At 73.0% G+C, this 14,209-nt stretch carries 12 protein-coding genes and 2 pseudogenes; 9 read left to right on the top strand and 5 right to left on the bottom strand.

Annotated elements, in window-relative coordinates; genetic code table 11:
* Positions 1–58 precede the first annotated feature (58 nt).
* From ACZ4MF_RS05750 to ACZ4MF_RS05740, 3 genes are all read left to right on the top strand, one after another.
* Entirely contained in the window at positions 59–1,420 is a 1,362-nt protein-coding gene (locus ACZ4MF_RS05750; RefSeq protein ID WP_467490119.1) for a S53 family peptidase, read from the top strand.
* A 62-nt stretch (positions 1,421–1,482) separates the two neighbouring features.
* On the top strand, positions 1,483–1,836 hold the full coding sequence (locus ACZ4MF_RS05745; RefSeq protein WP_467490117.1) for a methyltransferase domain-containing protein: 354 nt from the start codon (positions 1,483–1,485) through the stop codon (positions 1,834–1,836).
* 207 nt (positions 1,837–2,043) lie between these two features.
* Positions 2,044–2,277 (top strand): hypothetical protein, encoded by a 234-nt coding sequence (locus ACZ4MF_RS05740; protein ID WP_467490115.1) that lies wholly within the window; start codon positions 2,044–2,046, stop codon positions 2,275–2,277.
* Positions 2,278–2,313: 36 nt separating this feature from the next.
* Here ACZ4MF_RS05740 and ACZ4MF_RS05735 read toward each other — a convergent pair whose 3' ends face one another.
* Entirely contained in the window at positions 2,314–2,676 is a 363-nt protein-coding gene (locus ACZ4MF_RS05735) for a DUF1304 domain-containing protein (RefSeq protein ID WP_467490113.1), read from the bottom strand.
* Between ACZ4MF_RS05735 and ACZ4MF_RS05730 the strand changes: the two genes are divergently transcribed.
* Positions 2,642–3,223 (top strand): KUP/HAK/KT family potassium transporter, encoded by a 582-nt coding sequence (locus tag ACZ4MF_RS05730; protein WP_467490111.1) that lies wholly within the window; start codon positions 2,642–2,644, stop codon positions 3,221–3,223. The two genes, ACZ4MF_RS05735 and ACZ4MF_RS05730, sit on opposite strands and share 35 nt — an antisense overlap.
* Before the next feature lie 36 nt (positions 3,224–3,259).
* On the opposite strand, the gene ACZ4MF_RS05725 is transcribed toward ACZ4MF_RS05730, so the two are convergent.
* A complete protein-coding gene (locus tag ACZ4MF_RS05725; RefSeq protein ID WP_467490109.1) occupies positions 3,260–3,544 on the bottom strand; it encodes a CopG family transcriptional regulator in 285 nt (94 codons plus the stop codon).
* A 119-nt stretch (positions 3,545–3,663) separates the two neighbouring features.
* Positions 3,664–3,828, bottom strand: a pseudogene (locus ACZ4MF_RS05720) (hypothetical protein); the annotation flags it as partial.
* A gap of 178 nt (positions 3,829–4,006) precedes the next feature.
* Between ACZ4MF_RS05720 and ACZ4MF_RS05715 the strand changes: the two are divergent.
* From ACZ4MF_RS05715 to ACZ4MF_RS05695, 5 genes and pseudogenes are all read left to right on the top strand, one after another.
* Positions 4,007–6,088, top strand: coding sequence for a protein kinase domain-containing protein (locus tag ACZ4MF_RS05715; RefSeq protein WP_467490107.1), 2,082 nt, complete (start codon positions 4,007–4,009; stop codon positions 6,086–6,088).
* Between the two features lie 71 nt (positions 6,089–6,159).
* A pseudogene (locus ACZ4MF_RS05710) lies at positions 6,160–6,270 on the top strand (arsenite S-adenosylmethyltransferase); the annotation flags it as partial.
* Positions 6,271–6,524: 254 nt separating this feature from the next.
* The gene (locus ACZ4MF_RS05705) at positions 6,525–6,818 is read left to right on the top strand and encodes a hypothetical protein (RefSeq protein ID WP_467490105.1); all 294 of its coding nucleotides are present in this window, start codon (positions 6,525–6,527) and stop codon (positions 6,816–6,818) included.
* A gap of 202 nt (positions 6,819–7,020) precedes the next feature.
* Entirely contained in the window at positions 7,021–8,838 is a 1,818-nt protein-coding gene (locus tag ACZ4MF_RS05700; protein ID WP_467490103.1) for a glycoside hydrolase family 15 protein, read from the top strand.
* Positions 8,839–9,002: 164 nt separating this feature from the next.
* A complete protein-coding gene (locus ACZ4MF_RS05695) occupies positions 9,003–12,008 on the top strand; it encodes an AfsR/SARP family transcriptional regulator (protein ID WP_467490101.1) in 3,006 nt (1,001 codons plus the stop codon).
* Between the two features lie 124 nt (positions 12,009–12,132).
* On the opposite strand, the gene ACZ4MF_RS05690 is transcribed toward ACZ4MF_RS05695, so the two are convergent.
* Both ACZ4MF_RS05690 and ACZ4MF_RS05685 read right to left on the bottom strand, forming a co-directional pair.
* Entirely contained in the window at positions 12,133–12,945 is an 813-nt protein-coding gene (locus ACZ4MF_RS05690; RefSeq protein ID WP_467490099.1) for a cutinase family protein, read from the bottom strand.
* Positions 12,946–13,060: 115 nt separating this feature from the next.
* The gene (locus tag ACZ4MF_RS05685) at positions 13,061–14,197 is read right to left on the bottom strand and encodes an MFS transporter (protein WP_467490660.1); all 1,137 of its coding nucleotides are present in this window, start codon (positions 14,195–14,197) and stop codon (positions 13,061–13,063) included.
* Between the last annotated feature and the right edge of the window lie 12 nt (positions 14,198–14,209).

Here is a 14,209-nt window from a genome sequence, read left to right as displayed (position 1 = left end):
CCATCGGTGGACCCCCACACCCGCAGGCCTCTGTCCACCATTTCCAGGAGGCTGTACCTTGCGTACGACCACCCCCAGCTCCCCCCACATACGCGGCAGATGGCGCCGCGTCGGCTCGGCAGCGGCGGCCACCGCCGCGCTCGCCCTCGCCGGACTCGGCACCGCCGGCCACGCCAGCGCGGCCACCGCCATCACGAGCCACAAGGTGAGCTCCAAGGCGATCGCCGCCCAGGTCGCCAAGGCCCACGTGCAGTACGCACGGGCGTGCGGCGCCACCCCGAAGAAGGGCTACGCCGCCTGCAACGCGCTCCGTGTCACCGGCGGCACCACCGCCTTCATGGAGAAGCAGGCCGCCCTGAAGGGCACCACGCCCAAGACCATCAGGCCGAACGCCGCCTCCGATTCCCCCACCGGATTCGGTCCGTCGGACCTCCAGTCGGCGTACGGCCTGACCTCCGCGGCCTCCTCCAACGGCTCGGGCGAGACCGTCGCCATCGTCGACGCCTTCGACGACCCGAACGCCGAGTCGGACCTCGCGACCTACCGCTCGCAGTACGGCCTCCCGGCCTGCACCAGCGACAGCGGCTGCTTCAGCAAGGTCGGCCAGGACGGCTCGTCGTCCAACCTCCCCACCGCCGACAGCGGCTGGGCCGGTGAGGAGTCCCTCGACCTCGACATGGTCAGCGCGACCTGCCCGAACTGCAACATCCTCCTCGTCGAGGCCAAGTCGGCGTCCGAGGCCGACCTCGGCACCGCGGTGAACGAGGCCGTCTACCTCGGCGCGAAGTTCGTCTCCAACAGCTACGGCGGCTCGGAGTCCTCCTCCGACACGACGTACGACTCCGAGTACTACAACCACCCGGGCGTCGCCATCACCGCCAGCGCGGGCGACAGCGCCTACGGCGCCGAGTACCCGGCCGCCTCGCAGTACGTGACCGCCGTCGGCGGCACCGCCCTCAAGGCCGCCTCCAACAGCCGCGGCTGGACCGAGTCCGTCTGGCACACCTCCAGCACCGAGGGCACCGGCTCCGGCTGCTCGGCCAATGACCCCAAGCCCAGCTGGCAGACCGACAGCGGCTGCTCCACCCGCATGATCGCCGACGTCTCGGCCGTGGCCGACCCCGCCACGGGCGTCTCGGTCTACGACACCTACCAGGCGAGCGGCTGGAACACCTACGGCGGCACCAGCGCCTCCGCACCGATCATCGCGTCCGTCTACGCGCTGGCCGGCACCCCGGGCAGCAGCGACTACCCGGCGCAGTACCCGTACGCCAAGGCCGGCACCGCCGCCCTCAACGACGTGACCAGCGGCAGCAACGGCTCCTGCTCCACGTCGTACTTCTGCACCGCAGGGCCCGGCTACGACGGCCCGACCGGCTGGGGCACCCCGGAAGGCACGTCCGCCTTCAGCGCTGGCTGAGTGACACCGGCACACATCACGCATGCGAGGACCGCCCCGTCGGGTCACGGGGAGCCGCCAGCGTGAGGGGGACGTGGGGTCCCCTCGGCGGCACGGAGAAGGAAAACGGGCCACGGCAGCCGGCCGGGGCCCGTTTTCCCTGTTCTGCCTCGGTTCGGCTCGGGTTGAGGGACGCTGATCGCGCGGAGTTCCCGGCCGCCGGGAGATGGGGCGGCACCATCGCGCTGTGCCTGCCGGATGCCGGCTTCCGCGAAGACGACCGGCACCGACCGCCGCTTCCCGATGGCGCGGCCGACACCGTTGTTCGCGTGCTCGCCCTGACGCAGGTTCCCGACCTGGCCCCTGTAGTCGTCGAGTTCGCACGGCTCTTGCGTCCTGGCGGAAACCCTGTGATCTCCGATGCACACGAGATCTGAATGAAGATCGATTGAAGCGGCAACCTTTCCGCTCCGCCCGGCCACCCAGGGGTGCACCGACCACGGCGAGCCGCAGTCAGCGGCGCCACGCCACCCGAATCCGCGCACTCCGATCGGGAGCCCCACGTGTCACCTGACGTCCCGACGAGCGCCGAGCAGCCGATGCCTCGGGACCGTACGCACCGCCGTAGCCGAACGCGCCGCCGCATGGTCGCGGGAGTCCACCGGCTGCGCCACGGTTCCGGCACACCCCAGGAGGCCGCCGACCGGGTCAAGTGCGCCAACGCCGGCAAAGGCCAGGGCGTGAAGTACCGGGAGGACCTGGCTTCCACCGGGATGAGCAGGGCTGTCACCTACAGCGCCGCCGGCGCCCTGCCGGCCACCGCCGCCGGCTGCGTGCCGGTACTTCGCGTACGCCGCAGCAGGACTTCCCACCACTGACGGTTCCGTCGGTCCCGTTCGACTTGCCGGCGACGCTCAGCGGGCGGCCAGCACCAGCGCCAGTCCGATCAGCGCGGGAACGGTCTGCACGAAGACGATCTTTCGGCTGGCCGTGGCGCCACCGTACGCGCCGGCCACGGCCACGCACACCAGGAAGAACACCTTCACCTGGAAACCCACCGGACCGGATGCCACCGCACCCCACACCAGACCGGCGGCGAGGAAGCCGTTGTACAGCCCTTGATTGGCCGCGAGTGCCTTCGTCCCGGAGGCGAACTCGGCACTGGTCCCGAAGGCTGCCCGAGCCCTGGGGCCGGTCCACAGGAACATCTCCAGGACCAGGATGTAGACGTGCAGAGCGGCGATGAGCAGTACCACGGCGGTTGCAATGATCGACATGAGGAACAGGTTCACACGACGCTCCCGCACTGAGCTCGGCACCCGACATGTCGCTGCGCGGCGCTGCCCTCGGGCAAGGCCGCGGGCCACAACCTTTTTCCTCAACCGGGGCAAGCAGACCGCGCCCCTGGCCATGCGGGCCAACGTCGAGCACAACCACGTGCGCCACGACCAGGTCGTCATCCTCTCCCTGGCGACCGAACCCATGCCCCGCGTACCGGCCGACCGGCGGATCGTCGTCGACGACCTCGGCCACACCGACGACGGGATCATCCACGTCACCGCAAGGTTCGGCTACATGGAGACACCGGACGTGCCCGGCACCCTGGCCATGCTCGCCCCGGCACAGACCGAGGGGCCGCTGGACCCCGACCAGGCGTCCTACTTCCTGTCGAAGATCGAGCTACGGCGCGGCACGTCACCGACGATGGCGCCCTGGCGCAAGCGGCTGTTCATCGCCACCTCCTACATCACCGCCGACGCCGCCGAGTACTTCGGCCTGCCCCGCGACCGCACCGTCATCATGGGCTCCCACGTCGAGGTGTAGACGCGTGGGTCACCGAGGACAGATGCCCCACTCCGCTCATACGGCCGCCCCGGCATCCGAGGCCCCGCCGGTGAGCCGAGCCCGCTTGGCCGCCACCGCCTCCGGGTCGGCCGAGCCGTGCACCTTGCCGAAGTCGCCGATCAACTCGTCCAGGTCGTCCCGCTCGTTCTGCCGCTGCGCCGCCGCCTCCAGGTACGCCGAGGCGCCCCGCTTGCCACCCCGCTGTCGTCCAGTCCTCGCCGCCGAAGGTCGGCAGGATGTGCAGGCGCAGCAGGCCGTCGTAACGGTCGATCGTGGGCGGGGCCGCGCGCCTCCGTCCAACGCGGTGCGTACGCCTCGAAGTTGACCGCACCGGCGTCCGGGGCGCGCCAGTGGTCGCGCTCGTTGTCAGCGCGGGTGAGGTTGAGCCGGTCCTGGGCGTCGGACGTGGTCTCGGACGTCTCCGGCGCGGTGTACCGCTCGCCGTCGGGGCCGATGGAGCGGGTCCGCCAGCGGCCGGAGGCCAGTCGCCGAAGACCCGCAGCGCTTCCGCACCGGCACCGCCGAGCGGGGTCCGGGCCCAGGTCGTCCAGGCCTGCCTCGCCCTCGCGAACACAGGGCCGCACGGCGACGGCCGTGGGCGCGCCCGAAGTGCGGGCCACGGACGTGGAGTCGAGCGAGGACGGATGTCACGTCCGGCGAAGTATCCGACACCACGCGGGATGTGAGCGGCTCCGTCTCCGGGGCGGCAGGACCTACTCTGATCCCCGTGAGGCAGGCAGGCGCTGGGAAGGACGATCGGCGATGACGCCCCTGAGCACCGGGGACCCGGAGTCCATAGGCGGGTACACCCTTCTCGGCCGGCTCGGGGCGGGCGGTATGGGAGTCGTCTACCTCGGAGTCTCCGCCTCGGGACGGCAGGTCGCGGTCAAGCTCGCGCACGGGCCGTATGCCCAGGAAGAGGAGTTCCGGACGCGCTTTCGGCAGGAGGTCGCGGCAGCGCGCAGAGTGAGCGGCGCCTTCACCGCGCCTGTCGTGGACGCCGACCCGGACGCCGACCGGCCGTGGATGGCGACGCTCTACGTCCCGGGGCTCAACCTCGCCGAAGTCGTGGAGCAGGACGGCCCGTTGAGCCAGCGGGAACTGCGCGCGCTGGGGCTGGGGCTCACCGAGGCGCTGCGCGACATCCACCGGGCGGGCCTGGTGCACCGGGACCTCAAACCGCGCAACGTCCTGATGACCGAGGACGGGCCGCGCGTCATCGACTTCGGCATATCGCGCGCCTCCGACAACCAGAGCCTCACCACGACCGGCCGGATGATCGGCACTCCGCCCTTCATGTCGCCGGAACAACTGTCCGCTCCCCGAGACGTCACCCCGGCCTCGGACGTGTTCTCGCTGGGGTCCCTGCTGGTGTTCGCGGCCGTCGGCACGGGGCCGTTCGACAGCGACAGCCCGTACATCACCGGCTATCAGGTGGTGCACGGGACCCCGGACCTCGACGGGGTGCCCGAAGCACTCCTGGGCATCGTCGAGCGCTGTCTGGACAAGGACCCGGCCGCGCGGCCGGAACTGACGGACATACACCGCATGCTCCGGGCGCTGCCGGAGTCCGACGTCACCGCGTCCCCGAGGACCGGGCGGTCCGCGCGGCCCCGGCGGCGCCGGGCACGGATGCTGCTCACCGGCCTCGGCGCGGCGCTGGCCGTCACGGGGCTGTGTGTCGGGGTGGGGGTCTTCGTGTCCGGTCCGGACACCACCGGCGCCTCCCGGGCCACCGCCACGGCCACCGCCCGTGCCGCGTCACTGCCCGACGGCTGGCGGCCGTGGCGCACGGAGCTGCGGTACGACGTGAAGAGTGTCCCTCTCGACTACGACAGCCCCGGATGCGTGGCGGCGGGAAGCGCCCTGTTCTGCGGCGGTACGGGCTTCACGGTCGCCAGGATCGACGCGGCCTCCGGCCGCATGCTGTGGCGGGCCGGCACCCGCCCTCAGGGGGCGCAGCCGATCGGCGTTCGCGACGGGCTGGTCTATGTGTACGAGGATCCGGACGACAGAACCCGGCGCGTGGTGGCCCTCGACGCCGCCACCGGGCACCGGCGGTGGCAACGCGACATCGACAAGGCCGAGGACGCGGTCCTGTACGACGGCGGGTTGCTGACCCTGTCTCCCGACCACGCGTCGTTCGTGGCCTACGGGCCTTCCGGCAAGGAACTGTGGCGGGCGCCCTCGCCGGCCGAGTACTGCACTCCGTCGGCGCTGGGAGGCGTCCCCCGTGCCCTGTGCTCGAAGGGCACCGAGCCCGGCCGGGCCCCGGTCGAGCTGATGAAGGCCGGCCCCGGCAGCCTGACCGGAACCGCCACACTGCCCACGAAGGCGCAAGCGCTGGGCGCTGTCGGCGGGCAACCCCTGTTCCTCGCCCCCCAGACCGCGAAGGACGTGTACGAAGCCGGGTACGAACGGCCGTACAACGCGCTGCTGCGGGTGGCCCCGACCGGGCGGGTCAGACGGATACCGCTGGCACGTCCGCTGACCGGCGCGGCCACCCTTGTGGACGGCGTCGTCTACTTCGTCCGGTCCGACGGGTCGGTCACCGCGGTGTCGGCGGACAGCGGCAAACAGCTGTGGCAGAAGGTGACGGACGTGGAGAGTCTGTCCGCGCCCGCGATGTCAGCGACGTACGGGCGGGTCTATTTCTCCAACCGCTTCGGCCGTCTGCTGGCGCTGGACAGCCGCACCGGAGCGGAGGTCTGGCGCACCTCCGCGCTGGACGACCCCGGGGACAAAGCGCAGGACTGTCCGCCGCGCGTACTGCTCGTCGAGGACGCGATCGTGGCGACGGCCGGAGACACGGCCTTCTCCCGAAGCCCGCACGGGCCCACCTGACCCGGACACGGTCCCCGGTCGCGTCACGGATGGGGCGCACGGCGTCGACGCCCTGCCCGGCGGTGTCGTCCGACGAGCGGGCCGTCTTCGCCGAGACCTTCGAGACCTTCCGGGTGATCGAGCCGGGCGGCCGGATCGGCGTCTCGGACATCGTCGCCGACGACACCCTCGGCCCCGAACAGGGGCCTCCCCTCGTTACGGAGGCAATTGGGCCTTTCGGAGGAGGCGGGGCGGCGGCGCCACCGAGAACGCGACGGATGGCCCCTACAAGGGACAGTCACGGATATATCCGTTCTTTGTAACGCGCATCCTTGCGGCGATCCGGTCCCGTGCCGGCGGGCCACAGTGTGGGGCCTCGGCGCAGAGCCGGGAATCTCGGATGGCACGCCCGGCCCCGGCCAGGGGCCGGTACGCACGAACGTGAGGTGACCGATTCATGTCTGTTTCTCGTACGACGATCCGCCTGATCGCCACCTGTCTGGCCTCGGGCGCTCTCATCGGCGCGGCCGCCATGCCGGCCCTGGCCGCCGGGGGCGGCCATGACCGCGACCACGGAAGGAACTACTCGCGCAGTCACAGGGGCGGCGACGACCACGACGGCCGATTCGGCGACCGGGGCCGGGGCCACGGCTGGGACCGGGGCCGGGACCGGGGCCGGGGCTGGCACCGGGACCACGGCCGGTACGACGACCGGTACCGGGGTCACGAGAGCCACCGCGGCCGTCGCTAGCCCGCCCCGCCGGAGGGCCGAGGGCCGAGGGCCGTTCCACGCGGCCCTCGGCCCTCCGGCCGTGTTCCGCACCGTGCGGCGGTCGCGCGCCCCGTCCCGCATGCCGTGGCGGCTTCGCCCCACAGGGCGGACAGTGGAAACGGGAGCCTCAGGGCATCAAAGGGGGCAGGGGCGTCAGGGGCGTCAGGAAATCGGGGTGATCATGGACCGTTACCCGCCCATCGCCGATCACGGCCTCGTCGGTGACCTCCAGACCGCCGCCCTGGTGTCGTCCCAGGGGGTCGTCGACTGGTTCACGGCTCCCCGGTTCGACTCGCCCAGCGTCTTCGCCTCCCTGCTCGACCACGACCGCGGCGGCTCCTTCCTGTTCGCCCCGGAGAGCCGGAACACCACCTGCAAGCAGCTCTACTACCCCGACACCGCGGTCCTGGTGACACGGTTCATGTCGCCCGACGGAGTCGGCGAGGTCTTCGACTGCATGCCGCCGGACCGCACCGGAACCCCCACCGACCGGCACGTTCTGATACGCGGCGTGCGGGCGGTCCGCGGCACGGTGCGCTTCACCCTGGAGTGCCGTCCGCGCTTCGACTACGGCAGGGCCGCCCACCGGCTCGACCTGCGGGACGGCACCGCCGCGTTCCGGGCACCCGACGCCGCCGCCTGGTTGCAGAGCACCTTCCCGCTGCGACAGGACGGCACGGACGTGCGGGGCGAGGTGACCCTGCGGACGGACGAGGTGGCCGCGGCGGTGTTCACCGTCGGCGGGCCCGATGGCGATCCCCCGCCGCCCGTCACCGCGGAGCGGGCGATGGAGCGGTTCTGGGAGGTGGTGGACTTCTGGCAGGACTGGGTGCGCTCCTCGCGGTACCACGGCCGGTGGCCTGGGGTGGTGCACCGCTCGGCCATCACGCTCAAGCTGCTCACCTACGCGCCCACCGGCGCGCCCGTCGCCGCCGCGACCATGGGGCTGCCCGAGCAGATCGGGGGTGAGCGCAACTGGGACTACCGCTACACCTGGGTCCGCGACGGCTCCCTGTCCGTGCGTGCCCTGCTCGACCTGGGGTTCGCCGAGGAGGCGGCGCGGTTCACGCGCTGGCTGGGAGACCGCCTCCAGGCCCGGGAGGGCGCCGGCGGCGAGCCGTTGCAGATCATGTACCGCGTCGACGGCGACCCCGAGGTGCCGGAAGAGGTGCTCTCGCACTTCGAGGGCTATCGGGGCTCGTATCCGGTACGGCTGGGGAACGCGGCGGCCGGCCAGTTGCAGCTGGACATCTATGGGGAGGCGCTCTACGCCCTGTCGGAGGCGCGCGAGGTCACGACGGGAGGCAGCTACCACGGCTGGAAGAACGTCGCGCGCACGCTGGACTGGCTCGCCGACTCCTGGGACCGCCCCGACGAGGGCATCTGGGAGACCCGCGGCGGGCGCCGGGACTTCACCTTCAGCCGGGTGATGGCGTGGGTGGCCTTCGACCGGGGGCTGCGTCTGGCGTGGGAGCACAGCCGTCCGGCGGACGCTCCTCGGTGGACCGCGGCGCGCGACGCCATCCTCGAACAGGTGATGGAGCGGGGCTGGAACGCGCAGGAGCAGGCCCTCGTCCAGCACTACGGCAGCGACGTCCTCGACGCCTCGCTGCTGCTCATTCCGCGCGTCGGGTTCCTGGCGCCGAGGACGGTGAGCTGGCTGTCGACCCTGGACGCGATGGAGCGCACGCTGGTGTCGGACAGCCTCGTCTACCGCTACGACCCCGCGGCCTCGCCGGACGGTCTGCGGGGCTCCGAGGGCACGTTCAGCCTCTGCACCTTCCTTTACGTGGACGCTCTCGCCCGTGCCGGCCGTATCCGTCCGGCGCGCTACGCGTTCGAGAAGATGCAGACCTACGCCAACCACGTCGGCCTGTTCGCCGAGGAGATCGGCCCCAGCGGCGAGCAGTTGGGCAACTTCCCGCAGGCTTTCACGCATCTGTCGCTGATCATGGCCGCCACCACCCTGGACGACGCCCTCGACCAGCAGCGCGTCTGAGAACCACGGAACGCGCAGTGATCTGCGGTATGCGGTCTGAGGTCTGCGATGCGTGGTCCGTGGGCCGTCCGGTGCGCAGGGGTGGTGTGGTGCCGTCGTACGCGATAGGGGCAGGTCTTGTGGGGGCCGCCGTGGGGTGGGCCGGGGCTGGATAGGCTCCCCGCGTGCCGATTCCGCGCGAGTTGTCCACGAACGCAAATCAGCAACTTCGATTCGCTCTGCTCGGGCCGCTCCAGGCCTGGCGTGGCGAGGCGGGTCTGGAGCTCGGGCCGGTTCGTGAACAGGCCCTGCTCGTGGCCCTGTTGCTGCGACCGGGCAGGACGGTCGGCCGGCGGCAGCTGCTCGACGGGGTGTGGGGTGCGGAGCCCCCCGGCACGGGCGACCGAGTGATCCCGGTCTATGTGCACCGGTTACGGCGGCGCCTGGGCGCTCCTGGCGAGGGCTCGGCGACCTCCGTGATCGACACCGTTCGCGGCGGCTATCGCTTCGCCCCGGGGACCACGGGTGTGGACGTGGCGCGGTGGGCGGAGCTCGCCGCCGAGGGGCGTGCGGCGAGGGACTCGGGGGACCTGGACGCCGCGGCGGACACGTGGTCCCGGGCGCTGGCCCTGTTCCGCGGCGAGCCCCTGGCCGGGATTCCCGGGCCCTTCGCGGAAGGGGAGCGGCTGCGGCTGGCGGAGCAGCGGCTCCTGCTGACGCAGGACAAAGTGGACTGCCGGCTCCGGTCGGGACGGCACGCCGAGGCCGTGGGAGAACTGTTCTCCCTGACGACGGCCCACCCCCACAACGAGGCGCTGGCCGCCCTGCTCATGCGCGCCCTGCACGCCGCCAACCGGCAGGCCGACGCGCTGGACGTCTACGCCGCGGTGCGCCGCCGGCTGGTGGACGAGCAGGGGGTGGAGCCCGGCGCCGAACTGCGCCGGGTGCACGAGGCGGTCCTCCGCGGCGACGACGCGTTCCTGCTCGGCGACGCCGCCGACACCGCCGTACGGCGAGGGCGGGCGACGCGACGGCCGACCGGGCCCCGGCGTCCGGAACCCGCTGCCGCCACCCGCCGGATACGCCATGAACTGCCCGTCGAGACAGGCAGCTTCACGGGCCGGGACCGGGAGCACCGGCTGCTCGTCGCGCCCGCCGACGCGCGGGTGGTCACCGTCCGGGCGGTCGACGGCATGGCCGGGGTCGGGAAGACCGCCCTGGTGGTGCGCGCGGCGCGGGCGCTGCGGGACCGGTACCCCGACGGCTGCCTGTTCATCGAGCTGCACGGGCATCGCGCGGACCGTGAGACGGCGGGGCGGCAGCGCGTACTGCGCCGGCTGCTGCGGGCGGTGGGGGCCGGCGAGGGGGAGGACTCCGAGGACCTGGACGAGCTGGCCGCGTCCTGGCGGGCGGCGACCGCCTCCCTCCGGCTGCTCCTCGTGCTCGACGACGCCTCCCGCGCCGAGCAGGTGCGCCCGCTGATACCCGCCGGTGCCGGCAGCATGGTGATGGTGACCAGCCGCCGGCGCCTGACCGGGCTGGACGCGGACCGCAGGGTCTCGCTGTCCCCGCTCGGCATCGACGAGGCCGCGAGGCTGCTGACCCGTATCGTCGGCGGCGAGGACGCCGACGGGCCGGGCGAGGCCCGGTCCGTCCGGGAACTGGCCGTGCTGTGCGGCCGGCTTCCGCTGGCGTTGCGTATCGTCGGGGCGCGCGTCCAGGACCGCCCGTCGTGGGCGGTGGCAGCCCTGGTGGCGCGGCTGACCGACGACGAGCACCGGCTCGACGAGCTGACGGTGGAGGACCGCAGCGTCGAGGCCGCGTTCCGGATCTCCTACGACCGGCTGCCGGCCGCCGAGCAGCGCGCCTTCCGCGCCCTGGGCCTGTCGCCCACCGTACGGCTGGACCGGCTGACGCTGGCGGCCCTGCTCGGCTGCCCGCCCCCCGACGCGGCACGCACCCTGGAGAGCCTGGCCGACGCGAGTCTGGTGCAGCGGGTGACCGCCGACCGCTACCGGCTGCACGACCTGGTGGCGGTATATGCCCGGCGCGTCGCCGCCGCGTCGCCCCACGAGGTCGCGACGGCCCAGGAGGGTGTGTTCCGGCTGTACGTGGTCGCCGCCCGCTGTGCCGGTGACTGGGGCACCACGTCCTTCCCGACCGGCCCGCGGGGCATCGGCCCCTTCGCGGACTGGGAGGAGGCCGCGGCCTGGCTGGACGAGGCGGGCGGTGAACTGGTCGACGTGATCGGCCGGGCGGCGGCCGCGGGCCGGCTGGACGAGGCCTGCTGGATCGCCGAGGGCCTGGTCGACTACCTCACCCGGCAGGGCCGGTTCCACGAGTGCCGCACCGCGCTGGAGACACTGCTGCCGCTGGTCGGCCGGGCCGGCGACCGGCGGATGGACTCCGCGCTGCGCACGGGCCTGGGCATCCTGTTCGGGCTCCAGGGCCGTTACCGGCAGGCCCGCACCTGGTTCACGGAAGCGCTGGACATCAGCCGCCGGGCCGGTGACCGGCATGAGCAGGCCAAGGCCGCGGCCGGTCTGGGCACCTTCGCCAACCTGGAGGGACGGATCGCCGAGTCCATGGCCCATTTCGCCGAAGTCCTGGGTCTCGTAGGGGAGTTGACGCACGACGACTGGCTCATGGGCTCCGTCATGACGCGCGCCGGCGATGTGCACCACCAACTCGGGGAGTACGACAAGGCGTACGACCGCTACCTGGAGGCGATCGCCCTTGCCGAGCGGGCGGGCAGCCCCCGGCTCCTCGGCAAGACGCTGCTCCGCCTCGGTGGTCTCCAGCTCGACCTCGGGCGGCCGGCCGAGGCCGTGGGCACGCTCGGCAAGGCCGAGGACCTGGCGAGGCGTCTCGGGGACATTCCCCTGCACTCCGCCGTCCTCGGCCGGCTGTCCGCGGCGGAGGCCGACCTGGGCAACCCGCGGGCGGCGGCCGAACTCCGCCGCCGGTCACAGGAGTTACTGGACGAACAGACCGGCAGCGCGTCGGAGATCGCGGTACGACATCGACTGATCCGGCCGAGCCCCGTGGCGGAAGACCTGGCCGGGGCGCGCGACTTCTTCGAGCGGGGCACCGCCCTGCCCGCCACCGACGCCAACCGCGCGCGCATCTCCCGGGTGCTGGACGACCTCGGCCGCCGCGCACGCCGCCGGCCGGACGGGGACGAGCCGTAGCGGCCCGGGTGGGCACGTGCGGGGCCGGGTACGAGCGGGGCCGGGCCCGGCCGGGACGTGCCGGCCGGGCCCTTCTTCCCCCGTGTCCTCCCCTGCCCCCGTTGCCCCCGTTCGCTCAGGGGTCCTACACGGGGTCTCCGTTCTCGTTCAGCCACTGGACGCCGTCCCGGCCGTCCTGGGTGAGGTTCTTGGGGATGACGAAGTCCGGGTACTTCCAGTGCAGGTTGACGTAGCCGGGCGCGTTCGTGAGGGACCTCAGGTCGCAGACCGGGTCGCCGACGATGCAGTACCGCCTGACCGGGATGCCGTTGAACTGCACCGGTCCGGCGCCGGGGGCGGTGGCCACCCCGGGGATGCCCAGCCCCTTGGGCAGGTGCGCCCCGAAGCCGGTGTCGGGCTGCATCGGGTCGGCGTAGAGCATGCCGTCGACCTGGGACAGCGGGATGCCGGTGCTGCCGCTCGCGATCGTCTGGAGCACCCGGTCCGCGGCCTGTGCGCCCTGGGAGTAGCCGGTGATCGTGATGCGGGCCCCGGGGTGCGCCCGGTGGGTGTCCTGCGCCGCCTGCAGCCCCCGCTGGTAGCCGAGTTCGACGCTGGCGTCGTAGGTCGGTGCGGTGAGGGCCTCGGGGTTGACCTTCAAGGGGAGCTCGACGAGTCCGCCGGTGGGGCCGATGACCGGGCCGGCGGTGGCCGGGTAGCACACCTCGATCGCGAAGGAGCCGAGGCCGAGACGGTCGTTCGCGGTGGTGTAGGAGCGCGTGGTGGTGGGGCAGCCGTCCTTGTTGTCCGTGGGGCCGGTGCCGCCGATCTCGATGTAGTAGTGCCCCGCGTCGGCCGCGTGGGCGGCGGCGGGAAACGCGACGGCGGCACCGGCGGTCAGCGTCGCGGCGACGGCCGCGGTGCGCACGGCCCGTGCCAGCCTGCTCGTTTTCGACATGGCGTGATCTCCCCCTGGGATGGTGGTCGTGCCGGGCGACGAACGCACCAGACGCTAGGCACCGGTGTTCACATCGCGTTGACATACCGATGACTGCGCAGGTGGCAGGGCGCGCTCAGCCGCCGGCGGCGCGGCGTCGTACGAGGGCGAGCGTCGAGCCGAGAGCCAGGAGGACGCCGAGGGTCGCGTAGCCGTGGGTGAGGGTGGTGAGCGAGGCGACCGTCGCGACGAGCAACGGGCCGCCCGCGTCGCCGAGTTCGCGGCCGAGTTCGGCGGCACCCATGGTCTGCCCGAGCCGTTCGGCGGGGGTGCTCGCGGCGAGGGCGGCGAAGCCGAGCGGGGTGATCAGGCCGGTTCCGGCGCCGATCAGGGCGGCGCCGAGGAGGATGCCGGTCAGGCCCGGCAGCATGGCGCAGCCCATTCCGGCGGCGGCGAGCAGCAGCCCGGCCGTGATGCCGGACCGGGTCGTGAGCCGCCCGTCGTCCAGGGCCCGCCCGGCCCGTGGCTGGACCACGGCCGAGCAGGCGGCCAGCACGGACACCGCGGCACCGGTGGCCACGGTGCCGAGCCCGGCCGCGCGCCCGGACACCGGCAGGAAGCCGACCCCGACCGACAGGGCGGCCGTGGCCGCCGCGAGTGCGGACGTCGGGGCGAGGAAGGCCGGGTCGGCCAGGCGTCGGGCGAGGTCGAGGACCGTCTGCCGGGCCTTGGGCAGCGGGGGTACGACGGGCACGGCGAACGCGGCCCACCCGGCGACCGCCACCCCGAGCACCGCGAGTACGGCGAACAGCAGCCGCAGGCCGCCCGCCCACACCAGGACGCCGCCGAGCAGCGGGCCGAGGGTGTAGCCGATGGATTTGCAGAAGCCGTAACTGCCGAACGCCCGGCCGTGCTTGGCGGCCGGGTTGAGGCGGGCGACCAGGGCGGAGGCGGACGGGGAGAAGGCGGAGGCCGCGGCGCCCTGGCCGAGCCGGGCGGCCCACAGCCAGCCGGGGCGGTCGGCGACGACGTACAGGGCGGACGCGGCGGCGAAGGCGACGAGTCCGCCGAGCAGCACGGGCCGGGCGCCGATGCGGTCGGCGAGGGTGCCGAACAGCGGCTTGAGCAGCACCTCGGCACCGTCGTACAGGGCGAGCAGGCCGCCGAGCACGAGCAGCGAGGTGACCGCGCCCCGGCCGTGCCCGCCGAGGTTGGCCGCGATGCCGTGCGCGCCGAAGGCGGTGGTGAACCCGGCGGCGTACAGCGGCCACATATGCCGGGCCGG

The organism is Streptomyces sp. NPDC025793, assembly GCF_055558375.1.
Note: the sequence above shows the minus strand (reverse complement) of the source record. Positions and strands in the feature narration are given on the sequence as shown.

What these genes read in the sequence shown, in the direction of transcription:
- ACZ4MF_RS05740 (WP_467490115.1), top strand. Translation starts at nt 2,044, where the DNA reads ATGGTCGCGGGAGTCCACCGGCTGCGCCACGGTTCCGGCACACCCCAG.
- ACZ4MF_RS05730 (WP_467490111.1), top strand. Translation starts at nt 2,642, where the DNA reads ATGAGCAGTACCACGGCGGTTGCAATGATCGACATGAGGAACAGGTTC.
- ACZ4MF_RS05735 (WP_467490113.1), bottom strand. Translation starts at nt 2,676, where the DNA reads ATGTCGATCATTGCAACCGCCGTGGTACTGCTCATCGCCGCTCTGCAC.
- ACZ4MF_RS05715 (WP_467490107.1), top strand. Translation starts at nt 4,007, where the DNA reads ATGACGCCCCTGAGCACCGGGGACCCGGAGTCCATAGGCGGGTACACC.
- ACZ4MF_RS05705 (WP_467490105.1), top strand. Translation starts at nt 6,525, where the DNA reads ATGTCTGTTTCTCGTACGACGATCCGCCTGATCGCCACCTGTCTGGCC.
- ACZ4MF_RS05700 (WP_467490103.1), top strand. Translation starts at nt 7,021, where the DNA reads ATGGACCGTTACCCGCCCATCGCCGATCACGGCCTCGTCGGTGACCTC.
- ACZ4MF_RS05690 (WP_467490099.1), bottom strand. Translation starts at nt 12,945, where the DNA reads ATGTCGAAAACGAGCAGGCTGGCACGGGCCGTGCGCACCGCGGCCGTC.
- ACZ4MF_RS05685 (WP_467490660.1), bottom strand. Translation starts at nt 14,197, where the DNA reads ATGTGGCCGCTGTACGCCGCCGGGTTCACCACCGCCTTCGGCGCGCAC.